The organism is Peptoniphilus catoniae (assembly GCF_901447155.2).
GTDB classification, from domain to species: Bacteria; Bacillota; Clostridia; order Tissierellales; family Peptoniphilaceae; genus Peptoniphilus_E; species Peptoniphilus_E catoniae.
On sequence record NZ_LR588415.1, the window covers coordinates 61,919 to 84,772 of the forward strand.

17 protein-coding genes are annotated in these 22,854 nt (G+C 34.0%); 13 read left to right on the forward strand and 4 right to left on the reverse strand.

Annotated elements, in window-relative coordinates; translation table 11 throughout:
- Positions 1-15: 15 nt before the first annotated feature.
- The 5 genes from PEPCATONIAE_RS04995 to PEPCATONIAE_RS05015 all read left to right on the forward strand — a co-directional run bounded on the left by PEPCATONIAE_RS04995 (position 16) and on the right by PEPCATONIAE_RS05015 (position 6,124).
- Complete coding sequence (locus tag PEPCATONIAE_RS04995) at positions 16-1,026, forward strand: uroporphyrinogen decarboxylase family protein (protein ID WP_138159905.1); 1,011 nt, start codon at positions 16-18, stop codon at positions 1,024-1,026.
- 78 nt (positions 1,027-1,104) lie between these two features.
- The gene (locus PEPCATONIAE_RS05000; protein WP_138159907.1) at positions 1,105-2,115 is read left to right on the forward strand and encodes a hemolysin family protein; all 1,011 of its coding nucleotides are present in this window, start codon (positions 1,105-1,107) and stop codon (positions 2,113-2,115) included.
- The gene (locus PEPCATONIAE_RS05005; protein ID WP_138159909.1) at positions 2,112-3,380 is read left to right on the forward strand and encodes a hemolysin family protein; all 1,269 of its coding nucleotides are present in this window, start codon (positions 2,112-2,114) and stop codon (positions 3,378-3,380) included. Before PEPCATONIAE_RS05000 ends, PEPCATONIAE_RS05005 begins: the two co-directional genes overlap by 4 nt.
- Before the next feature lie 19 nt (positions 3,381-3,399).
- Complete coding sequence (locus PEPCATONIAE_RS05010; protein ID WP_138159911.1) at positions 3,400-4,290, forward strand: DMT family transporter; 891 nt, start codon at positions 3,400-3,402, stop codon at positions 4,288-4,290.
- 235 nt (positions 4,291-4,525) lie between these two features.
- On the forward strand, positions 4,526-6,124 hold the full coding sequence (locus PEPCATONIAE_RS05015) for a Na/Pi cotransporter family protein (RefSeq protein WP_138159913.1): 1,599 nt from the start codon (positions 4,526-4,528) through the stop codon (positions 6,122-6,124).
- Between the two features lie 51 nt (positions 6,125-6,175).
- Here the strand turns inward: PEPCATONIAE_RS05015 and PEPCATONIAE_RS05020 are convergent, their stop codons facing one another.
- The 3 genes from PEPCATONIAE_RS05020 to PEPCATONIAE_RS05030 form a co-directional block, all read right to left on the reverse strand.
- A complete protein-coding gene (locus PEPCATONIAE_RS05020) occupies positions 6,176-7,201 on the reverse strand; it encodes a DUF2871 family protein (RefSeq protein ID WP_138159915.1) in 1,026 nt (341 codons plus the stop codon).
- Positions 7,188-7,745: a TetR/AcrR family transcriptional regulator gene (locus tag PEPCATONIAE_RS05025; protein ID WP_138159917.1), complete on the reverse strand. Its 558-nt coding sequence runs from the start codon at positions 7,743-7,745 to the stop codon at positions 7,188-7,190. The genes PEPCATONIAE_RS05020 and PEPCATONIAE_RS05025 overlap by 14 nt, the downstream gene beginning before the upstream one ends.
- A gap of 169 nt (positions 7,746-7,914) precedes the next feature.
- Positions 7,915-8,304 (reverse strand): DUF1284 domain-containing protein, encoded by a 390-nt coding sequence (locus PEPCATONIAE_RS05030; RefSeq protein ID WP_138159919.1) that lies wholly within the window; start codon positions 8,302-8,304, stop codon positions 7,915-7,917.
- A gap of 152 nt (positions 8,305-8,456) precedes the next feature.
- Between PEPCATONIAE_RS05030 and typA the strand changes: the two genes are divergently transcribed.
- The 7 genes from typA to PEPCATONIAE_RS05065 all read left to right on the forward strand — a co-directional run bounded on the left by typA (position 8,457) and on the right by PEPCATONIAE_RS05065 (position 17,241).
- On the forward strand, positions 8,457-10,283 hold the full coding sequence (gene typA, locus PEPCATONIAE_RS05035) for a translational GTPase TypA (RefSeq protein ID WP_138159920.1): 1,827 nt from the start codon (positions 8,457-8,459) through the stop codon (positions 10,281-10,283).
- A gap of 8 nt (positions 10,284-10,291) precedes the next feature.
- Positions 10,292-11,764 (forward strand): cardiolipin synthase, encoded by a 1,473-nt coding sequence (gene cls, locus PEPCATONIAE_RS05040; protein WP_138159922.1) that lies wholly within the window; start codon positions 10,292-10,294, stop codon positions 11,762-11,764.
- Between the two features lie 8 nt (positions 11,765-11,772).
- Positions 11,773-11,961 carry a hypothetical protein gene (locus PEPCATONIAE_RS05045; RefSeq protein WP_138159924.1) on the forward strand — a complete coding sequence of 63 codons (189 nt, stop codon included), beginning with the start codon at positions 11,773-11,775 and terminating at the stop codon, positions 11,959-11,961.
- A gap of 142 nt (positions 11,962-12,103) precedes the next feature.
- Entirely contained in the window at positions 12,104-13,564 is a 1,461-nt protein-coding gene (locus PEPCATONIAE_RS05050) for a hypothetical protein (RefSeq protein WP_138159926.1), read from the forward strand.
- 158 nt (positions 13,565-13,722) lie between these two features.
- The gene (locus PEPCATONIAE_RS05055; RefSeq protein WP_138159927.1) at positions 13,723-14,847 is read left to right on the forward strand and encodes a THUMP domain-containing class I SAM-dependent RNA methyltransferase; all 1,125 of its coding nucleotides are present in this window, start codon (positions 13,723-13,725) and stop codon (positions 14,845-14,847) included.
- A gap of 46 nt (positions 14,848-14,893) precedes the next feature.
- Positions 14,894-15,994, forward strand: a complete 1,101-nt coding sequence (locus tag PEPCATONIAE_RS05060) for a SpoIIE family protein phosphatase (RefSeq protein WP_138159928.1) — start codon at positions 14,894-14,896, stop codon at positions 15,992-15,994.
- Positions 15,994-17,241, forward strand: coding sequence for a glucose-6-phosphate isomerase (locus PEPCATONIAE_RS05065; RefSeq protein WP_180339353.1), 1,248 nt, complete (start codon positions 15,994-15,996; stop codon positions 17,239-17,241). The genes PEPCATONIAE_RS05060 and PEPCATONIAE_RS05065 overlap by 1 nt, the downstream gene beginning before the upstream one ends.
- Before the next feature lie 376 nt (positions 17,242-17,617).
- Here PEPCATONIAE_RS05065 and PEPCATONIAE_RS05070 read toward each other — a convergent pair whose 3' ends face one another.
- Positions 17,618-18,604, reverse strand: coding sequence for a biotin--[acetyl-CoA-carboxylase] ligase (locus tag PEPCATONIAE_RS05070; protein ID WP_138159932.1), 987 nt, complete (start codon positions 18,602-18,604; stop codon positions 17,618-17,620).
- A gap of 182 nt (positions 18,605-18,786) precedes the next feature.
- Between PEPCATONIAE_RS05070 and PEPCATONIAE_RS05075 the strand changes: the two genes are divergently transcribed.
- On the forward strand, positions 18,787-22,725 hold the full coding sequence (locus PEPCATONIAE_RS05075; protein WP_138159934.1) for an S-layer homology domain-containing protein: 3,939 nt from the start codon (positions 18,787-18,789) through the stop codon (positions 22,723-22,725).
- The last annotated feature ends 129 nt before the right edge of the window (positions 22,726-22,854 follow it).

The following is a 22,854-nucleotide window of genomic DNA, read 5'->3' on the forward strand; positions in this document are numbered from 1 at the left end:
GGAGAACTGAACTATATGAAGAAAATGACTAAAAAAGAAAGAATATTGGCTGCAATTGAAAAAAAGGAAGTAGACAGAATACCTTTTAGTATTTGGTACCACCTTCCTGAAATTGATCAAGATGCGGTACACCTTGCAGAAGTTCAAATTGAGCTTGCTCACTTATATGACATGGATTTTATTAAACTTATGCCCTATGGAAACTATGGAGCTCATGATTTCGGACTAAGCTGTAATTTTTATTGCACACCGACTCAACCTGTTTTTGAAAGAAAATTTGCAATTGACAGTGTAGAAGAATGGAAGGATGTAAAAGCCCTTCCCGGATGTTTTGGAGAACATGGTAAGCAAGTACAACTTGCAAGAGAAGTAAAAAAACAACTTAAAGGTGAAGAGATACCTTTTGTACAAACAGTATTCAGTCCTTTAACAACAGCTAAAAAGCTTGCAGGGAAAAGAATATTTGAAGATATGAGATCTCACCCTGACTACATTCACCATGCACTTGAAGAAATTACAAAAACTACAATAGAATTTGTAAAACTTAATATTGAAGCAGGTGTAGCAGGATTTTTCTTTGCATCTCAATGTTCAACAACAGACTATATGACAGAAGAAGAATACAAGAAATTTGGAGTTAAGTATGACCTTGAAGTTCTAAAGGCTTGCAATGAAGGAACCTACTTCAATATACTTCATATTCACGGAGACCACACTATGTTTGAGCTTCTTGATGATTACCCTGTTCAATGTATTAACTGGCATGATAGATGGACTAAGCCAAGTATGAAGGAAGCAAGAAAACTTTCAGACAAGTGTTTCCTTGGAGGAATTAACGAAAAATGGCTTGTTGAAGCAAAGCCAGGTGAAATAAAAGATCATATAAGGGAAGTTGTAATGGAAGCAGGGCCTAAGGGTATGATGATTACACCTGGATGTGTAGCAAAACTTGATACACCTGAGGTTAACTACTATGCAGCAAGGACAGCTGTTGAGGGTCTTTACGAAGAAGCGATGAATAAATAAGTATAGAAAAATAAAAGGACTCCCTTAAATTCCTATATAGAATAAGGGAGTTCTTAATATTCAAGGAGTGGTGATTATATGGACGGTGACGGGTGGTTACAAATATTAACATTATTTTTACTTTTGCTTGGAGCATCATATTGTGCTTCAGCAGAGATAGCCTATGCGTCAATAAATAAAATTAAATTAACAAAACGTGTGGAAGAAAAGGATCCTAGAGCAATAAGAGCAGAATATATTACAGAGAACTTCGACAAGGCTCTTACAACCCTTTTAATAGGCAACAATATAACTCATATAGGATTTGCGTCTCTTGTAACGGCAATGACTACGTCTCAATTCGGAATAAAATATGTCAAATATGCGACGATTATTTCAACCTTGGTAGTTTTTTTATTTAGTGAAATGATACCGAAAAGCTTCGGTAAGTCAAATCTTAAATATGCCCTTTCAATTTCAGGATCTTTAGAATTTATGATGAAGGTTTTTAAACCTCTTAACTATTTTTTTATGTTAATATCTAATTTTTTATCAAAGCTTTTTCCTGAAAGTGATGAACCTGAAATAAACAAGGAAGAGTTTTATGAAATAATGAAAACTGTAGGAGAGGAAGGGATTTTAAGCAGCGACAAACACGATCTTGTTTTGTCAGCCTTAAATTTTGACGAAAAATCTGTTAAAAAGGCCTATCAGCCTATAGAGAAAGTAATTGCACTGGATATTAACTCAAATAAGGAAGAGATAATCTCAACAGTTAAGCATTCTCGCTATTCAAGATTTCCCGTATATAACAAGGACATTGATAATATAGTGGGTATTTTGCAGAAAAAAGAATTTTACAGAGAATATGTTAAATCTGGAGATTTTGAAATTACAGACCTTTTAATAGATCCATATTTTGTTGATTTAAATACAAAAATAGATGATCTTCTTGAAAATTTAAGTAAAAAGAAAAATCATCTCGCCATAGTAAGAGATAAGGGAAAAGTTATCGGGATAGTTACAGCTGAGGACATTCTTGAAGAACTTGTCGGCGAGATATGGGACGAAGAAGACATAGTAAATGACGAGGTAGGTGTTAAAGCATGAAAGCACTACCTTATATAGGAATAATAATATGTATCCTTCTGTCAGCCTTTTTTTCAGGCTCAGAAATCGCGTTTGCTTCTGCAAATAAGCTAAGACTTAAGACAAAAGCTGATGCAGGCCATATGAATTCAAAAATTGCCCTTAATATTATGGAAAATTTTAACGACACTCTTTCTACAATATTAATAGGCAACAACCTTGTAAATATAGTTGCAACATCTATTTCTACTATAATTATTATGGATCTTGTTGGAAATGGAGGAACTTTAATTGCAACAATTGTAATGACTGTAATAATTTTAATATTCGGTGAAATAACTCCTAAGGTTATAGCTAAAAGAGAAGCTGATAAATACGTACTTGTAGCAGCACTGCCTTTAAAAATATTAAAGATTCTACTTTTACCAGTTGTAAAATTGGTGGGTCTTATAGTAGGCGGTCTTTCTAAACTTTGGGAAGAGGACAGCGAAAAGATAACTGAGGAAGACTTAGTTACAATAATAGAAAATGTTGAAGATGAAGGAGTAATAGACAAGGAAAAGTCCGATCTTTTGCAATCCGCTCTGGAGTTTTCAGATACTATAGTATCAACTATAATAACCCCGAGAACTGACCTTCTTGCCATAGACCTGGAGGACAGCGAAGGGGAAATTATGGACACTATTTTAAACTCCTCCTATTCAAGGATACCTGTTTATGAAGAAAACATAGACAATATAATAGGCATACTTCATATAAACAGATTTCTTGAGGCTATAACAGATATAGAAGATAAGAAAAATCCTAACTTACACAAGCTTTTAAGGTCAACCTTAATTGACACCTGTTTTATTCATGAAACTATGAAATTGCATAAGGTATTTAAGCTCTTAAATAGGGGAGAAGTCCAAATGGCAATTGTAACAGATGAATACGGAGGTACCATGGGTTGTGTAACTATGGAAGACCTTATAGAAGAGCTGGTGGGAGAAATTTATGACGAATACGATGAAAACGAGCTTCTTATACGTAAAATAAAGGATAATACCTATGAAGTAAGCGGAGAAATTTATACAAAAGACTTGTGTCAGGAATTAGACCTTGACGAGGATATTTTTGAGAGCAATTTTAATACCCTCGGAGGATTTGTAATAGATAAGTGTCAGGAATTGCCAAAAGAAGGAAGGGAGATTAAGGTTGAAAATATAGACCTTAAGGTTTTAAAAGTTTGCGTAAATAGAGTTGAGAAGGTACTTATGACGATTAATCCGACAGAAGAGGATTGACTGTAAAGGGAGGATAAATATGGAAAACAAGACGACGAAGAATGCTAATATAGGAGTGCTTTATGTTTTACTTTCGGCACTTTTTTTCGCTGCAAGCTCCTCCTTCGGGAAAATAATTACAAGAAACTCAGAGCTTTCAGGTGCAATGAGTTCCTTCAGTAGGTTTACTGTGGGAACTATGATAATGTTTGTCTATATGGTGGCGACTAAAAAATCTTTTAAAGCTAATAAGATGAAACATATAGTTTTTAGAGCTGTCAGTAACAGTATAAGTATTCTTCTGTTTTCAATAGGATTTCAATTTACTACAATTACTAATGTAAACATGCTTCAAATGACCTATCCCGTATTTGTAATGATACTCGCACCTTTGCTTTATAAGGAAAAAATTGCAAAAAAGAGTTATTTTTACCTTGTTTTGGTAATGCTTGGTTGCTACCTTGTTGCCTATCCGAAATTTGATAACTTAAATATAGGCGATGTCCTGGGATTTTTGTCAGCAATTGCAGGAGCCTTCAGTGTTCTTTCACTAAAGAATGCTCGTAAATATGATGATACATACATAATAATATTCTATGTATTTTTAATTGCCATGGCAATTAACTTTCCCTTTGCTTTAAGGGACTTTCCTAAACTGACGGCAGATCCTTTTATTATATTTAATATATTAATGTCAGGATTAGCAGGATTTTTAGGACAAATCTTTATTACTGAAGGTTACAAATATGTAGACAATGCTACAGGAGCTATGGTATCAACAAGTAGAATAGTTATAGCTGCTGTAATGGGCTACTTTATCTTTAATGACCCTATAAACTTAAGGATAGTTATAGGTGGAATTATAGTTATATTTGCCCTTATAGGTGCTAGCGGATACTTTGGTAGAAAAAGAGCCGCTAAAAATAAATAAAATATAAATTTGCCAAGTTTTATTTCTTGACTAGTCTTAAGAGTAAAGGCGAAAACTTTTATAAAAATCATATTTTATAAGGTTTTCGCCTTTATATTTTTGTAATCAAACTTGAATAAAAACAAGAAAAATCTATTAGATTAAAGGTTTGTTAAAAATGCTTTACTATTTTTACTTTTATCATTTAAAAAATTTACCTTTTCGGTTATTATATTTATGTATCAAGGAGGTAGATATGTCTATTAATTATTTGTTGGGTTTATTGGGAGGCTTAGTTCTTTTTCTTTACGGCATGGAACTTATGAGCTCTTCTCTTGAGCTTGTTGCCGGTAGAAAAATGCACAATATTATTGAAAAAATAACATCAAACCCCCTTAAGGGAGTGCTGGTAGGCGCCATAGTTACTGCAATTATACAATCATCATCTGCAACTACCGTAATGACAGTAGGTTTTGTTAATGCAAGGCTTATGACCATACCCCAAGCAGTAGGTATAATAATGGGTGCCAACATAGGTACCACAATTACAGGACAACTTGTTGCTTTAAATATTACAAAAGTAGCACCGGCTATGGCTTTTTTAGGCTTTGTAGTTTATAAGGCATCAAAAAAAGAAAGAATTAAATACTTAGGTAGAGTAGTTTTAGGTTTGGGAATGCTTTTTATAGGAATGCAGATGATGTCAGATTCAATGTCTCCTTTAAAAGATGAACCGGTTTTTGTAGATCTTATGACAAGATTTGAAAATCCTTTTTTGGGGGTAGCTGTAGGAGCGATCTTTACTGCTATTATACAATCTTCCTCTTCATCACTTGGTATTCTGCAAGCCATATCCAATCAAGGGCTTATAGGTTTAAGTTCCAGTATGTATATAATTTTTGGATTTAACATAGGCACCTGTATTACATCTGTACTTTCAGCTGTAGGTGCCAGTAAAAATGCACAAAGAACATCTGCAGTTCACGTGCTTTTTAACCTTATAGGAACCATTATATTTATAATAATTGCTAAAGTAGTACCTGTGTCGGATTTTGTAGTAGGTTTTTCCAAAAACACCGGAGCTGCACAAGTTGCAAATATGCATACCTTATTTAATATAGTTACAACTATTTTGCTCTTCCCCTTCTCTAAAAAGCTTGCCCTTCTTGCAAGTAAAATAATACCTGGAGAAGACGAAGAAGCTGATTCACTATCACTTCAATATATAACCGACAGAAATATGATTGATCCTAATATTGCCATTACCAATGTTAGAGCTGAAACCAACAGGATGCTTAAGCTTGCAAGGGAGAATTATGAATTATCCATGAATATATTCAGAAACTTTGAAGAGGATCAATATGAAAAGGTCTTTAGAAATGAAGAAACTATTAACTTTTTAAATTCCAACATTACCAGATATATTATAGATGTTTTAGGGGACAGGATGAATGACGCCTTGGCACAGACCTTTACTGACTATATGAGAATAGTAAGGGATATAGAAAGAATAGGGGACCATATTAAATCCATAGCTGAATTTGCCAAGTCCAATGTTGAAAGAGAGCTTGCCTATACCCAAATGTCGGCTGCTGAACTTAAAAATATAGAAATTCAAATAGAAACTATGTTTGAGCTGGTTGAAGCTAAGAAGGAAGGAAAATCTAAGAAGGAAGAATTAAGAGAACTTAACAAAAAAATAGAAATTGAAACTATACAGTACAGACAATTTCATGTAGAGCGTATGAAAACTGGAGTTTGTGACCCTGAAAGCGGACTTATCTACGAGAAAATTTTAACCGCTCTTGAAAGAGTTAGCTCTTATCTGTCAAATGCAGGCAAGCTAATGTTATAAAAGAAAAATCAAAAAAGACATAAGAAGCTTAAAGCTTCCTATGTCTTTTCTTTATTCACTAACAGTTTTTAGAAAGCTCTTACTTGTTAAAATAAGGCTTAGGGTAAGTAAAATGTGTCCCAGTCCACTTATAGAAATAAGACCAACCTTAGTAAAGGTGGCATAAGTGTAAGGGTCGGTTAAACCATGTAGGAAAAGACCGGACAAAGAAAAGTAAATGCCGAAATTATAAAGCCTCATTAATTTTTCAGGTTTATCTTTTGATAAATTTGAATCCTTAGCAAGAAGGTAGAATATAGAGGGTAAAACAAAGCCTAAAATTATTAAGTGAGTATGAACCAAGGCCATGGGTTTAGCCAAGGGATAAATTTTTCCAAGCTCTCTATAAACCGCACCTGCAAGTATACCTGTAAAAAGATAAGCTATGGCAAATTCAAGTATGCTTCTTTTTTCAAAGTCACCCTTTATATTTGAATAAAGCTTTACTACTATCATTACATACATTACAGTTTTAGGCACCATTAACATTCCAACAGTGGGGTAAGCTTCCTTTAATAAAACTACAGAAAGATAGAAGAAGAAACTGAAGAAAACATAGATGTAAAGATTTTTAAAATCTTTTCTGTCTCTGTATTTGTAAAGAAGGATAATATCTAAAAGACCCATTAGTACAAAGGGAGTGTTGGCAATAATATTAACACTATTTGACTTGTTAAAAGATACAAAGACACCTACAAGCCTTGCTATAAAAAGTCCTCCCATTAAAAGGTCCAGGGATTTATTCTTATTATCAATTTCTTTTGATATATAAATGTAAAAAAGCAGATAAAAAACTGACATAGTTATTGCGGATATTCTAGTTCCGAAAAATAAAGCATTTGCATTTAGAATAAATCCATTTTCCATGGAGTGTGAAATCATTCTGGGGATCAAGTGAAATGCATCACCAAGGCCCAAAAGCAGGGTCATGGATCCTAAAATCAAATTGTTTTTATTTCTGAGAAGAAGCATCCTTATACCTATAAATATTACAAAAGCCAAATATAAACCGTCAAAATAAATTTCAAAAGCTTTCATTTTTAATTCCTCCCATTAACCAATTTATATATTTATCTGAAAATTTTAAAAACTCATCTTTTCCATATTCTTCTAAAATACTTTCCTTCATTAATTGATGAAATACAGCCATAATATATAAAATATAGTCCATTTCATCCTTAGATAAGTGCTTGTTTAAAAAATCTTTTCCATGAGAAAGGTAAGAATTTTCAAAAATAAAAAAATTAGGCCTATATAAATTTTTCAAATTTTTATTGTAAAATTCATCAGTTAGAAATTCTTTGTAAGAATAAAGAGTCTTTTCGATATCGTGATTATTCTTTTCCCATAAATCAAAAAATTTATGGTGAATTAGTCCTGTTTCCTTTTTTAAAATAGTAAAGTAACAGTCATCAAGGTTTTCAAAGTATTGATAAAATGACCCTCTTGCAATGTCAAGTTTTTTAACTATATTGGAGACATTTATATTATAAGGATCCTCTTCTTCAAAAAACTCCTTAAGTTTTTGATAAATTATACTTCTTTTTTCTTCATCCAGATTATAAAAAGTAGCTTTTGCCATAAGTCCTCCCTAAGTGACACGGTGTCACTTTATTAGAGTTTAATTCCTATTTTTACTTTTGTCAAAGGATTTTTAATAAAAAAAGCAAGATTTTTATCTTGCTTACTTATAAATAGTCTAAATAACTTAATAATTTTTAAATTTTATCAATAAATTTTCAAAGTTTTTCTTAAGCTTTAAAAATTTCAGAGTGTACCTTTAAGCAAAGCTCATTCCAGATACAGTCCCAACAAATTTCTTCTCTCCTACCGAGGATAATAATATTTTCCAGGGCAATTTTTTTTAATTCTAGCCAAGGTTTTATTTCTCCGGGCTCTAATCCGGTAAGCTCTAAAACTTTCTTATCATAGGAGGAAACTTTTTCAAGGCTTTGACAAATACCGTTTTTGTTTTCGGGGCAGGCCCTACAAATATTATCCAGGCTATTTATTATTTCAACTTGAGGATTCTCCTCCAGCTTTTTTAAAATTGATGCCATATTTTTTGAGAATTCATTGTTATAGCCTTCTCCTACAAAATAGCTTGTACATAAAAGATGGTGAGCTCTAATTTTTATCATAAGTACCTCCTTAGATTTCCACCTAATCATATATTTTTATAACTTTCCTGTCAATTAAGATGAAGGTTAAAAAACCTTAAGTATTTTTTTGATTACTAGGAAGAAAAATTTCCTTAACTTATGGTATAATCTTAACTCGAGGAGATGGGAAAATGCCAAAGAGAGAAGATATTAGGAACATAGCTATTATCGCCCACGTTGATCACGGCAAGACAACCTTAGTTGATTCCTTGCTTAAACAATCGGGAATATTCAGACAAAATCAACAGGTAAACGATAGAGTTATGGATTCTGGAGATATAGAAAGGGAAAGAGGTATTACTATTCTTTCTAAGAATACCTCAGTAAGATATAAAGATACAAAGATAAATATAATAGATACACCGGGACACGCGGACTTCGGGGGTGAAGTGGAACGTGTACTTAAAATGGTAAACGGCGTAGTTCTTTTAGTAGATGCTTTTGAAGGACCTATGCCTCAAACTAAGTTTGTTTTAAAAAAGTCCTTTGAACTGGATCTTGATGTTGTAGTGTGTATTAATAAAATAGACAGACCTGAAGCAAGACCTAATGAAGTTGTAGATGAGATATTGGAACTTTTTATAGAACTTGGAGCCAATGAAAGAATCTTAGAAAGTCCCTTTGTCTTTACATCAGCTAAGGCGGGGATTGCAAAGCTTAATCTTGATGATAAGGCTCAAGATATGTCAGCACTTTTTGATACTATTTTAAAATATATACCAGCACCGGAAGCTGACGAAAATGCTCCCTTTGCTCTTTTAGTGTCAACTATAGACTATAATGACTATGTTGGTAGAATAGGAGTAGGCAGAGTTGAAAGCGGAGTCTACAGAGAGGGAGACAACGTAGTTTTAGGCAACTATCAAAGGGGAGAGGACTTTAGAAAAATTAAAATTTCAAATATTTATGAATTTGAAGGTTTAAAAAGGGTGCCTGTAAGTGAAGCAAGAGCAGGTTCAATAGTAGCTGTTTCAGGTATAGAGGGTATTAATATAGGGGATACTCTTTCCTCTGCTGAAAATCCCAGGAACCTTGAATTTGTAAAAATTTCCGAACCTACAATTGCCATGAACTTTTCAGTTAATGACTCTCCCTTTGCCGGTAGAGATGGAAAATTCTTAACTTCAAGGCAAATCAGGTCCAGACTTTTTAGAGAATTGCAAACTGATGTAAGCTTAAGAGTTGAAGATACAGACACTACGGATAGCTTTAAGGTGTCAGGTAGAGGGGAACTTCATCTTTCAGTTTTAATAGAAAACATGAGAAGAGAGGGCTATGAGTTTCAAATTTCAAAGCCTCAAGTTCTTTTTAAGGAAGAAAACGGAAAAATACTTGAACCTATGGAAATTGTAACTATAGATGTTTCTAACGACTATGTAGGCAGTGTAATAGAAAAACTCGGCAGGAGAAAGGGGGAACTTGTGTCCCTTCAAGAACCCAACGGAGGCTACTCAAGACTTATATTTAAAATGCCTGCAAGAGGGCTTATAGGCTATAGGGCCGAATTTTTAACCGACACTAAGGGGGAAGGTATACTTAATACGATTTTTGACTCCTATGAGGCCTACAAGGGAGATATACCTAAAAGAGTTGACGCATCAATTATATCCTTTGATACCGGAACGGCATCAGCCTATGGACTTAACAACGCTCAGGATAGAGGGGAACTTTTTATTGAACCCGGAGAAGAAGTATATGAAGGTCAAGTTGTAGGATCATCTCCTAAGGGAGTAGAAATTGAAGTTTCAGTTACAAAAACCAAGAAGCAATCCAATGTCAGAGCATCAGGTTCAGATGAAGCTCTAAGACTTTCACCGATAAAACAAATGAGCTTGGAAGATGCTCTTGAGTTTATTGAAGATGATGAACTTATAGAGGTTACTCCTAAACTTTTCAGAATAAGAAAGAAGATTTTAAGTAGTCAAACCAGATATAAATCAAAAAAATATGATAGGTGAGTGAGTTTATGCTAGGTATTTATTTGGCAATAAGTAAATTTATAGAAACCTATTTAATTATCTTTATAATTAATATTGTTTTCAGTATGATTATAATTTTTGCCGAAAGACGAAATCCAGTATCCACCCTTATGTGGGTTATGGCAATTAACTTTTTGCCTATTATAGGATTTATAACCTATCTTTTAATAGGTCAGGATCTTTCCAAGAAAAAAATGTTTAAGGAGTCTAAAGATCTTAATCAGGAAATCAGAAATATAGCAGATAGGCAACTGGAAGATATAAAAAGCGGCAAGCTTGTTCTAAGTAAAAGAACAGAAGAATACAAGGAGATAGTAGAACTTTTTAACAGAGGTGAAGGTGAGGTCCTTTATACAAAAAACTCCATTAAAAAGTTCAATAATGGAGAAGATCTTTTTGGGCAAATGCTAAAGGATATGAAAGAGGCAAAAAATTGCATATACCTTGAGTCCTATATTTTTAAGTCCGATAAATTAGGCAAAAAGTTTATGGAGCTTCTTAAGAAAAAGGCCGGTGAAGGTCTAAAAGTAATACTTCTTGTAGACGGAATGGGAGGCAGAAATTTTAAAAACTCGGACAGAAAAGATCTTGAGAAAAACGGAGTGGAAGTTGTTATATTTTTCCCTGGACTTTTTAGAACTATAAATACCCGTATAAACTTCAGAAATCACAGAAAAATAGCTGTAATAGACCATGAAATAGGATATGTAGGAGGCTTTAATATAGGGGATGAATATCTATCTGAAAGTAAAAAATTTGGATTTTGGAATGACACTCACCTTAGAATAATTGGAGACGCTGTATCAGGGCTTGAGTATAGGTTCTTTTTAGACTACAGCTTCGCCTCAAATAAAAAATCGGGGGAGTTTATATCCCTTGTACCGGAGCTTCTTCCCTATAAGGAAGACATGGATAAGGAAGTATGTATAGTATCAAGTGGACCGGACACAAAGGTAAACTCCATAAGAAGCGGTTATGGAAAGCTTATTACCAGATCCAGAAAGTCGGTTTATATAAGAACTCCTTACTTTATTCCCGACAGTGGTCTTATGAATGCTTTAAAAACGGCAGCACTGTCAGGCTCAGATGTAAATATTATAATACCTAAAAAAAAGGATCATCCCTTTGTTCACTGGGCATCTCTTTCCTATATAGGAGACCTTCTTTCCTGGGGTGTTAAGGCCTATATGTATGACGGAGGCTTTTTGCACTCAAAGGTTCTTATTTGTGATGACTATATTTCCAGTGTAGGAACGGCAAATTTTGACATAAGATCATTTGAACTTAACTTTGAAGTTAATGCCTTTGTCTTTGATGAAGTTCTTAATGCTTCACTTAAGGAAGATTTTATTAAGGATACCAAAGAGTCAATAGAGATTACGGAAGAATATTACAAAAACAGATCTGTAGTAGTGAAATTTCTTGAAGGAATCAGCAGATTGCTTTCTCCTTTACTATAGGTGGTAGTATGAAATTTTTAAAGAAAAGTCTTATAAAGGTTGTTTTGCTTTTATTTCTTGCGCTGATTCTTATAAGGTTTTTAGACTTAAGGGATTACGTTGCCTATGAAAAAATGGACGGCAAGGTTAAAATTGAAGAAATAAAGGAAAAAAATAAAAATATTATTGAAGTCCTTTTAAATAAGCTGCCTATATGAAATTTGAAAAATAAAATCTAAAGTTAAAAAATCTCTTCTGAAAGGGAGATTTTTTTATTATGTCATTAAGCTTTAGTACAAGTTTTTTAAAATTTATTATATAATTAGTAATTAAGAAATTTTATAAATTAAAGGAGAAGAAATGTTAAAAGATTTTAAAATAGATGAATTTAAAAATATATATGAAAATGAAAAAAGAAGCGATTTAGGTAAGGAGCTCGCCTACTATCAAAGAATATGTATGGAGGAAAATATTCCTGTTATTATTATGATAGAAGGTTGGGAGTCTTCAGGTAAGGGCTATGTTTTAAATGATCTTGTAAGAGAGCTTGATACAAAAAACTATAAGGTAAGTATTTTTAAGGACCTAAAAGATAATGACGATTACTTTTATACCCATCAGTTTTGGGAGCATATGCCTGCCAAGGGACATTTCGCTATATTTGATTGCAGTATGTACTATCATATGTTTAATGACCTTAATAGTAATGAAGATATTGAAAAAATTCGTATAAAACAAATTATGAACCTTGAAAAAATCCTTTATGATGATCACACCATACTTATAAAGTTTTTCCTTCATCAAAGTAAAAAGAGACAAAAAAAAGCTATAGAAGAATATATCAAAAGCGACAGCCGTAAGTTTTTAGTAAGTGAAGAGGATATAGATCAAAATCAAAGGTATGAAGATTACCTTAATCACTTTGACTTGCTTCTTAGTCAAACGGATTTTGATATAGCTCCCTGGAACATAGTTTCATCAGAAAATAGGAAATCGGCATCAAAGTATATTTTGGGAAAAACTCTTGAAATCGTAAAAAGTCAAATTGATTACATAAGACAAAGAAGAAAGGCAGAGGAAAGCTGGAAGCATTCAGATAAAAATATCCCGGATATTATAGGAAGCCTGGACCTTGATAAAGGTTTAGATGAAAAAGAATATAAGAATCAAATAAAGGATCTTCAAAAAAAGGCGGGAGACCTGGCCTATAGCCTACATACCAAGGGAATACCAGCGGTTCTTGTATTTGAAGGACAGGATGCATCAGGTAAGGGAGGAGCCATTCAAAGACTTTTAAGAAGAATAGATGCAAGGTCTTATTCCATTAACCCTACATCAGCACCATCTGACCTGGAGAAAGACCACCACTACTTATGGAGATTTTACAACAACCTTCCTAAGGATGGATACATTGCAGTTTTTGATAGGAGCTGGTACGGCAGAGTTATGGTGGAAAGAGTAGAGGGATTTGCCAACGAATTTGAATGGTCAAGGGCCTATAGGGAAATTAACGATATGGAAAAAGAGCTGACAGATTACGGAGCCTTGGTGATTAAATATCTTATAGTTATTTCAAAGGAAGAACAGGAAGAAAGATTTAAAAAAAGACAGAAAGAAAAGCCCTATAAAATAACTGAAGAAGATTGGAGAAACAGAGAAAAGTGGGATGACTATGTCCTTGCTATAAATGAAATGCTTTACAATACAAATACAAGTCATGCTCCCTGGAAGGTAATAGAGGGAAATGATAAAAAATATGCCAGAGTGGAAGTTTTAAAAGAGTTTATAAAAAGAGCTGAAGAAATCTTAAAAGAAAATTAAATATTATATTTAATAAAAACCTTTTTGTTGAGTAAAAATCTTGGCAAAAAGGTTCTTTTGTAGGTAAAAGCTTTTATAAAAGTATTAAAATTTCTTAAACTTTACACAATATAAGAGAATTTCCGCTGATTTTATGTATAATTATAAAGAGGTGTTATATGAATATAAAAATAGTTGTCAACATGAATTTCGGTCTTGAGTCCGTTGTTAAAAGAGAGCTTGTTGACTTGGGTTATAATAATCTTGAAGTAAATGACGGTTCTATAAAGCTTGACGGGACCTTAAGGGACATAGCAATTCTTAATTTAAGGCTAAGAAGTGCTGAAAGAGTTTTTATAGAACTGGCAAGCTTTAAAGCTGAAAGCTTTGAAGAATTATTTGACAATGTATATGAGCTTCCCTGGGCTGATATTATCTCTAAAAATGGAAATTTTATTGTCCAAGGCAGAAGTGCAAAATCTAAACTCTTTTCAGTTTCGGACTGTCAAAGAATTACTGAAAAGGCAATAATAAAAAAGCTTCAAAAAACCTATGACATAGATTTTTTCGAGAAAAGTGCAGAGAGATACAAGATAGAGGTTATCCTTTTTAAGGATGTAGCAAGAATAGTCCTAGATACATCAGGAGAAGGGCTTCATAAAAGAGGATACAGAGAAGCATCCTATAAGGCTCCTTTAAGTGAAACTATAGCTGCAGGATTGGTTCAGCTATCCTATTGGAGAAAAAATAGAATTTTTTGGGACCCCTTTTGCGGATCAGGCACTATAGCAATAGAGGCGGCTATGATAGGAAAAAATATAGCACCTGGACTTATGAGAAAGTTTGACTTTGAAAAGTTTTTCTTTATAGATGAAAACTATTTTAAGGAAGAAAAGGCTAAGGCCTATGGCGATATAGACTATGAAAGCAAGCTTGAAATTTACGGGACTGACATTTCCTATAAGGCTATAGACATAGCTAAACACAACTTGGAAATTTTAGGTTTGGAAGACGATGTGAAGTTTTTTGTAAAGGATATAGCAGATCTTGATATAGCAGGGGAATACGGAGTAATAATTACAAATCCTCCCTATGGTATAAGAATAGGACAAGCTGAAAAAGATCAGCTTGAGAAAGAGCTTGGAGATCTTTACAAGAGCCTAAGCACCTGGTCCCTTTATGCCATATCTGCAGATGAGGACTTTCAAAAGAACTTCGGGAAAAGGGCAAATAGAAACAGAAAGCTTTACAACGGCAGGATAAAAACCTACTACTATCAGTACCATGGTCCTGCACCTAAGTAAGTATAAAATTTAAAAACTATGTGGTATAATCTTCCGGAGGTGCGAAATGAAATCTGTTTATAAAGATATTATATTTAATAAATCTAAACTTAATTACCAAATGCTTGATGCCATAGCGGATCTTGTTAGAGTAATAGATGCAAATGACAGGGTTATCTTTGTAAACAGCGCCATGGAAAAGCAACTGGGTTATGACAAAATGACTCTTGTATGCAGAATTGACGAATTTGAAATTCCAACAACTATAGCTAAGAGAACTATTGATACGGGAGAAATTATTCAAAGGGAAGAAATCATAAATGGCATATATTATTCAGTTAAATGCTCACCTATTAGAAATACCGGGGGACAAATACTTGGAGCTATTGAAGTTTTTAGAAATATTTCAACAGAAAGAAAACTTATAACTGAAATTATAGATAAAAACAAAAACCTTTCTGTAGAAATGGCACAGGCTGAAAAAATTCAAACCCTGCTTTTACCTGAAGAAGGCTTTAACGAAAACATCAAGCTTAATTACATATATAAGCCATCAAGTATTTTAAGCGGCGATATGTTTGATTTATTTAAAATTGACGAAGACAACTTCGGCATTTATATCGCCGACACTGTAGGTCATGGTTTTGCGGCTTCAATGCTGACTATGTTTATAAGATTTATTATAAGAAGTATTAGGCCCTACACTTTACTTTCTCCGGCGAAAGCTTTAAAAGCTTTACAGACCAGGTTTTCAGAATTAAATTTAGGCATAGAAAATTATTTTACATTTTTTTATGGAGTCTATAACAAAAAAACATCTGCCTTTCTATATTCCAATGCCGGTCATTATCCCTCTCCAATACTTATATCTAAAGGTGAGGCTCAGGTTCTTGAAAGCAGGGGCTATCCTATAACCAAGTTTTTAAAAGATGCCGACTATACAGAAAAAAAGACGGATCTTAATACAGGAGATAAGCTTTTTCTAATGACTGACGGTATAATGGACAGCAAAAACTCTAAAAATGAAATTTACGGCACAAACAGAGTGGTAAAAATCCTTGAAGATCATGAAAATGGAGAACTTGATCTTTTAGCAAATGATCTTTACAAATTTACTCTAGGAGAACAAAAAGATGATATTACTGCCGTTTTATTAAAGGTATGGTAATGATTAAATACATAAACAAAGAATTATCGGAAAAGGTCTTTTCAGAAAATAAAGAAAGCTTAACTAAAGCTGAGACCTTTTTAAAAGAAGAATACAAAGATAAATTAATTTGGACAGATATAGAAAAAAACATAAAAATTGCAGAATCCATAAAAAACCTCGCCGATAAAATAAAATCCGCCTACGACTTAGTAATAGTTTGTGGAGTTGGAGGATCCTATCTTGGATCAAGAGCAGTTATAGAGGCGATAAATGGATTTCAGGGGACAGGTCTTAACAAGCCATCAGTTATTTATATGGGCAACAACTTGTCTGTTTCCTATATATCAAATGTAATGGATATAGTAAAGGCATCTAACCCCTGCCTTATTGTGATATCAAAGTCCGGCAACACCATGGAAACCCTAATAGGCTTTAAAATAATTAAGGACTATATGGAGGAAACCTATAAGGACTATAAAAATAGGATTTACATAATTACTGCAGACAATGAAGGCAGCCTTAACAGATACAGAAGGGAAAATGACATTGAATTTATTTCCCTTGATGATGACTTAGTGGGCAGGTACAGTCTTTTAAGTCCTGTTGGACTTTTGCCTATGGCAATTTGCGGCATAGATATAGATGCTCTTTTACAAGGAGCTCTGGACTACAAAAATCATCTTGAAAGAGGATCTATAGATGAGAAGGAGGCTTTAAAGTATGCTCTTTCAAGAAAATTATTTTTCCAAAAAGGCAAAAACATAGAAATACTTACAGTTTCAAATCCTAACTTTGAATTTTTGCTTAAATGGTATGTGCAACTTTTTTCAGAATCAGAAGGCAAAAGCAAGGAAGTTATTTTACCCATTTATCTTATTTATTCTCAGGATCTTCATTCTATGGGCCAATTTCTTCAAGAAGGACCAAACAATATATTTGAAAGTCACATAGACTTTCAACAACCTAAGAAAGACTACAATATAAATTTAGAAGCAATAGATTCAAAAAGATTTCCGGGCTTAAATAAATTTTCTCTTGAAAGTTTAAATAAAAAGATAATGAAGGCGGCAAGAAAGGCTCATAAGCAAAACGGCATAGACAGTTCAGAAATAATTTTAAAAACTCCTGACGAATATCATCTTGGTCAGCTCCTTTATTTCTTTATGTACTCCGCTTCAATATCTTCAGTACTTTTCGGAGTCAATCCCTACAATCAACCGGGAGTGGAAAAATACAAATCAATATTTAGAGAAATTATAAAATAATCCGGGAGACCGGATTTTTTATTTTAATTATAAGCTAAAGAAAATTAGTGCATATTTTTAAAGGGTTCAAGGGAAAAAAGGATTTCATGGGAAAAAAGAGCTTTAATTTCAAGGACTAGCTAAAAAGAATAAAGTACTTTAAATAAGCTATATTCCATAAAATAAAAACTTTTAAAATAGTTAAAAAATTTCATAAAAACGATTGCAAAATTCATTTCCTTATGCTACTATGTACTTGTGAATATTTCCACTATGTTGTTAATATTATTCAATTATCTTTTTTCTTCCCAGCTATACAAAAAGGACACCTGAAGGTGTCTTTTTTGCTTGGTAAATTTTATAAGTAACTTGTTTTTTCGACTGATGTCGAATTTTTTTATGAATAAAAATCTCCCTTAACTGAAATTTCTCCGCTGGAAAGATTTTTTTCAGAACCGTCTTTAAATTTAACTATAAGGTTTCCCTTTTCGTCAAAGTCTTTGGCTAGGGCGGTGTATTTTTGTCCGTTTAATTCAAATTCAACTTCCTTTCCCAGAACTAAAGAATAGGACCTGTAAAGGTCTAAAATTTCTTCGTCGGTTTTTTCATAATAGGCACTATAAAATTCATTTAGGACCTGAGCGAGAAATTGATTTCTAAGAAGGGACTTTTCATTAATGGACCCTGCAGTGGTGCTTAGTTCTTTGCCAAAGGTTGACTCCTTAGTAGTAAAGTTAACACCTATGCCTACAATTATGGAGTTAATATGTTTAGTTTCAAAGTCGGCATCAGCTTCTGATAAAATTCCGCAAACCTTTCGACCATTAATAAATATATCATTAACCCATTTTATTTTAGGGTTTTTGCCTGTGCTTTTATCTATGGCAAGAGCCACTGCAACAGCTGCTTTAACTGTAATTAAATCAAAGGAATCCATTTTAAAGTCCTCCTTCGGGAAAAGACAAAGGGAAAAATATATACCGGTTTCCTTAGGAGATAAAAAATCCTTGCCTCTTCTTCCTCTTCCGGCAGTTTGTTCGTTTGAAACTATCAGGCTGAAATTTTTAAGAGTGCCTGAATATAAAAGCCTTTTCATCTGTGTGTTAGTTGAGTCAATAGAGTCATAGACCATAATATCCATGTCCCTTAGCTCTTTTCTAAGGTCCTTTAAAATTCCGTACTTGTTTAATTTGTCACAGGACTCGTCTAAGCGGTAGCCCTTGTTGGGAGAACTGTTTATTAAAAATCCCTCTTCTCTTAAACTGTTGACCCCTTTCCAAATGGCACTACGAGATATGTTAAGGGACCTTCCCAAATCCTCGCCGGATATAAAAGTATCCCTGCTTTCTTCCAGAAGCTTTAAAATTTTTTCTTTAGTATTCACCTTGTCACATCCTTGCTTAGATTCTACTACATATAAAAGTAAAAGCACAGTTTAATTAAAAAGTAAAAAAACAAAAAAATTAAATATTTAAGGATTAGGAATTTGCGGACTTTTAAAGCGTTGAGGAAAGTGATAAGATAAATCTTAGCTGATACCCAGTTAAATTAAAATAGGAGGATTTTATGAAAGTAAAAAATTTAAAGCTTGCCTTTGTATTTTTTCTTATACTTGCAGCAGGTCTTGTGCTTCCAAAAGAAATAGAAGCTACAACCTATACACCTGCAAGTATGGATGAAGTAAAAAGCCAAATTGAAAGCGCAGCTGACGGAGATGTTATAGACCTTGTAAAATTTTATAACAAAAATGAATTTAAGTCGGGAGGCAATGACTTTTCTTCCCTTGGACTAATTAATGTAAATGGTAATATTACCATTATGTCATCGGACCCTAAAAAAGCTGCCTATGGATGGGCTACAACAGAAGGAGCAAGAGCCGTTTATATTTCTAATATAAGCTTTGATATAGCTTACGGAAAAACCCTTACTATGAAGGGACACCTTTATTTAAAGGGACCTGAAAATAGGGCATTAATTTCAGGTGAAGGTAATCTTTATTTAACTGAGAGAATGAATCTTTCGGGACAAAATGGCAACCCTGCCATTTATCTACCTAAAAGTTCAGTAAAAATAGAAAACCTTATGTCCTATACCGGAGATGAAAAAACAGGAAAAACTAATGAATATGGAAATCCTATAAGAGTTTCCTTAAAATATTACAGCAGAATTATAGGTGGAGATTCTTCAACAGTCAGGGGAGCAGATGCTATTGTTGCTAAAGATATTGAAGTTGATCAAACTAATTTAGACTTTAAACCTTACCCTTATACCGTTGATCAAGGCCTTTTTATAAGGGGAGGTAATGGTCTGGGAGATAATATCCAAGGCGGCTATGGTATAAGAGGAGAAAATATAAGTGTAGATCTGTCAGGAGAAAAAAATGAAACTTATTCTAACTCAATTATTATTTCAGGAGGAGCAGGTGGTTACGGTCAAGGAGCAATAATAGGAAAAAATATTAATATCAAGTGCGCCGGATACAATAAAATAGTTTCAGGTAATGGAGTTGATCTATCCGTAGATGAAGGCAAAAGAGAAGAATTTTACTATGGTACTATTGAAGTGGAAGACGGAGGCCATTTAGACTTTGCAACAAAAGAATTCTCGGACCAAAAAATGAATAGCATAACTGGTGGCAATGGTAGATACATAGACTCCAACGGAAATCCTGCTTCAGAAAAATTTTTTAATGGAAAAAGATTTACCAACTTCTATGGACCTATTATCCTTGCCAATGGTAATGCAAGTGTAAATGTCTATAGAGGAGACTTTATAGATAAGGGTGGCAATGACATGATGCCTTCCGGTTCACCTGATCCAGACTTTATGGATAAGCTTCCCCATTCGCCTGTTATAGAAATGGACATGGGAACCTTGAATTTAGGGAGGCCGGGTCAAACCGATCCTTTATCAATAGGTTGCGGTTCTCACTTCTTTAACACATCAGAAGCCATTATAGACTCAAAGGCTGATGTAAATGTTTATGGAGTAAACACCTTTATTCAAGGTCCGACACCTGGAACAAGAACACCTAATACAGGTTACAGTGACAACCCCATAGCTCCTAAGGTTGGGGCTGCAGGTATTAGAACTATCGGTAGGGTTTTAGTTGACGGGGCTAATATTTGCGGTGGAGGAATATATAACATATTAAGTGATAATGGTTCAAAAAAAGACCAATACAGATTCGGTTCAGGTATAAAAGATGCAAGTGAGGTTAAACTTGTAAATGGAGCAGTGGTTCAAGGCTATGGTCCTATAAAATATTTGAAAGATAAAAGTATATACAAATACAGCAATAGAATTGTTGTACCAAATGTATCTGCAGGTTACGGACTTGAAAATGTAGGCAGTGTATATATTGAAAACTCAGAGGTCCATGGTGGAGACATTTCAACAACAGGATCAAACTGCCCAGGCTCAACTCCTGGAAACTGTGAAGGCAAGGGTAGTGCCGGAGCCGGGATAAAGGGCGCAAAAGACATTCAAATTATAGGTGACTCTTTAATAACAGGAGGTTCATCTATTAATCAAATCGGAAATCTTTTTGCAGACAGACTTAGTGCAGGAAGTGCCATTGACGGAGCAGAAAATCTATCTGTAAGGGGTGGAGCACAAATTTACGGCGGTGGAAGCTCTACAAAGTCAGGTCACGGCATTGCAAATGTAGATAATGTAGTTGTTGAAGGTGATGAAGCAAGAGGAACGGAACCTATAATTTTTGGCGGGGGCTGCAGACCTGTAGGTACTGGAACTGACAAGCAAGCAGGCTCAGGTCTTTATATGGTAGGAAATGCAACTATAAAGGCAGGTAAAATTGAAGCTGGTAATAAGCTTTATCAAACCTATGTAGAAGCCTATAAGACTAAGATGCACGAAAGCACTACAGGGGATGGATTTTCAGGTTTATCAGCTGAAGCCTATGCCATATCAGCAAGTGGCAAGGTTATAATTGATGGTGAAGGTCAATTTACACCGCAAGTTATGTCTTATACACCTTTTGACGGTTCAGTTAAAGGAGATCCTATAAGTTCAATCTTCCTAAAGGATAATGGAGCCTTATACGTAGGAAAGGCCAAGGTGTTTTCCGGCGGAGATGAAGCCTACAGAGATAAAAATATTTTAGTTACCGGCGGTAAATACCATGTGGACATATTTAAAGAAAACACCATAAACTCCTATGAAGAAGTTAAAGATGAAAATGGAAATCCTCAAGGTATAAAGTATAGATCCAATAATTCCCTTGCCCTTTATAGAATACTTAATAAGGGTAAAGGCGGAGCTTACTCAGATTTTATAAAGGAAGAATTAATATCAAGTCCTGCCTATGATGGCGTATTTTTAAATGATTTAGGATTAAATCTTTATAAGGAAAATGAAAATCTGTCAACTAAAGTTTTGCAAAAGGAAATATTGAGAAAGAATTTACCTCAGGGACTTGAAACCACTAACTTTAAAGAAGAAAAAAGCCTTACAGATATGGCAAAAGACAATATAATTTTAGGAGAGGAAGTAGTTGAAGATCATTATTCTGTAAAGTATGATTCCAACAAGGACTCCTATCCGGGAATTCTAATAGAGGGAAATGCACCTGTAGACAGTAAAATCTATAAATCAGGTGAAAGTGCCACAGTTTTAGGGTTAGGCACAATGACTGCTCATGGATACAGGTTTGCAGGTTGGAACACAAGTAAAGACGGAAGCGGACAAATCTATTTAGAGGGAGATAAAATTCAATTAGATAAAGAATTAGTTCTTTTTGCCAAGTGGGAAAAAATAGAAGATAAACCGGGAAAAAACGAAGTAGAGCATGATCATGAAATCACTGTTGGAACCTATATTCTTCCAGCTAGTAAAACAGAAATCCACGACAGATATATTTACGGTTATCCTGACGGAAATCTTCTACCTGAAGGCAAAATAACAAGGGCTGAAGCTGCAACAATTGCTATAAGGCTAAAAGGAATTTCAGCAAATAATACCACAAAACCCGACTATGCTGATTTGGAAGAGGGAGCATGGTATCTACCTTATATAAATGAAGCTTTAAAGCTAAATCTTTTAGAGGCTGATAACAATAAGCTTAGACCTAACGATCCTATAACAAGGGGAGAAATGGCAAGACTTCTTTCTCCTATTGACAAGACCAACACCGACAAGGCGGATTTTAAGGATATAGTGGGACACAAGTACGAAAGCCAAATTAATCAAGCCTATGGCAACGGAAGGACTATAGGTTATCCTGACGGAAGCTTTAAGCCGGACAATGAAATAACAAGGGCTGAAGCAGTTAAAATGTTTAACAGTATCTTTAATAGGGTTCCTGATTTTGATTTTGTTAACAAGGAAGAAGCCTTTTTAATAAAATTCAAGGACCTTAATAAAAATCACTGGGCTTACTATGAGCTTGTAGAAGCTGCAAACAGTCACGAATTTAAAAGAAAGGCAAATGGAATAGACGAAACCTGGATTGAGCTTATAAAATCCGGCAGTCTAACTAAATAAAATAAAAAACTAAGAAGCCTCGGAAGCTATAAACCATAGCAAGCCGAGGCTTCTTATATGTTAGCTTATGTAGAAAGGCCTCTAGATAAATTTATAATTTAGTCTATAGGTTAGATTCAAAAATTTACA

What these genes read in the sequence shown, in the direction of transcription:
- PEPCATONIAE_RS05000 (WP_138159907.1), top strand. Translation starts at nt 1,105, where the DNA reads ATGGACGGTGACGGGTGGTTACAAATATTAACATTATTTTTACTTTTG.
- cls (WP_138159922.1), top strand. Translation starts at nt 10,292, where the DNA reads ATGCTAGGTATTTATTTGGCAATAAGTAAATTTATAGAAACCTATTTA.
- PEPCATONIAE_RS05055 (WP_138159927.1), top strand. Translation starts at nt 13,723, where the DNA reads ATGAATATAAAAATAGTTGTCAACATGAATTTCGGTCTTGAGTCCGTT.
- PEPCATONIAE_RS05010 (WP_138159911.1), top strand. Translation starts at nt 3,400, where the DNA reads ATGGAAAACAAGACGACGAAGAATGCTAATATAGGAGTGCTTTATGTT.
- typA (WP_138159920.1), top strand. Translation starts at nt 8,457, where the DNA reads ATGCCAAAGAGAGAAGATATTAGGAACATAGCTATTATCGCCCACGTT.
- PEPCATONIAE_RS05060 (WP_138159928.1), top strand. Translation starts at nt 14,894, where the DNA reads ATGAAATCTGTTTATAAAGATATTATATTTAATAAATCTAAACTTAAT.
- PEPCATONIAE_RS05030 (WP_138159919.1), bottom strand. Translation starts at nt 8,304, where the DNA reads ATGATAAAAATTAGAGCTCACCATCTTTTATGTACAAGCTATTTTGTA.
- PEPCATONIAE_RS05045 (WP_138159924.1), top strand. Translation starts at nt 11,773, where the DNA reads ATGAAATTTTTAAAGAAAAGTCTTATAAAGGTTGTTTTGCTTTTATTT.
- PEPCATONIAE_RS05005 (WP_138159909.1), top strand. Translation starts at nt 2,112, where the DNA reads ATGAAAGCACTACCTTATATAGGAATAATAATATGTATCCTTCTGTCA.
- PEPCATONIAE_RS04995 (WP_138159905.1), top strand. Translation starts at nt 16, where the DNA reads ATGAAGAAAATGACTAAAAAAGAAAGAATATTGGCTGCAATTGAAAAA.
- PEPCATONIAE_RS05065 (WP_180339353.1), top strand. Translation starts at nt 15,994, where the DNA reads ATGATTAAATACATAAACAAAGAATTATCGGAAAAGGTCTTTTCAGAA.
- PEPCATONIAE_RS05015 (WP_138159913.1), top strand. Translation starts at nt 4,526, where the DNA reads ATGTCTATTAATTATTTGTTGGGTTTATTGGGAGGCTTAGTTCTTTTT.
- PEPCATONIAE_RS05025 (WP_138159917.1), bottom strand. Translation starts at nt 7,745, where the DNA reads ATGGCAAAAGCTACTTTTTATAATCTGGATGAAGAAAAAAGAAGTATA.
- PEPCATONIAE_RS05075 (WP_138159934.1), top strand. Translation starts at nt 18,787, where the DNA reads ATGAAAGTAAAAAATTTAAAGCTTGCCTTTGTATTTTTTCTTATACTT.
- PEPCATONIAE_RS05050 (WP_138159926.1), top strand. Translation starts at nt 12,104, where the DNA reads ATGTTAAAAGATTTTAAAATAGATGAATTTAAAAATATATATGAAAAT.
- PEPCATONIAE_RS05020 (WP_138159915.1), bottom strand. Translation starts at nt 7,201, where the DNA reads ATGAAAGCTTTTGAAATTTATTTTGACGGTTTATATTTGGCTTTTGTA.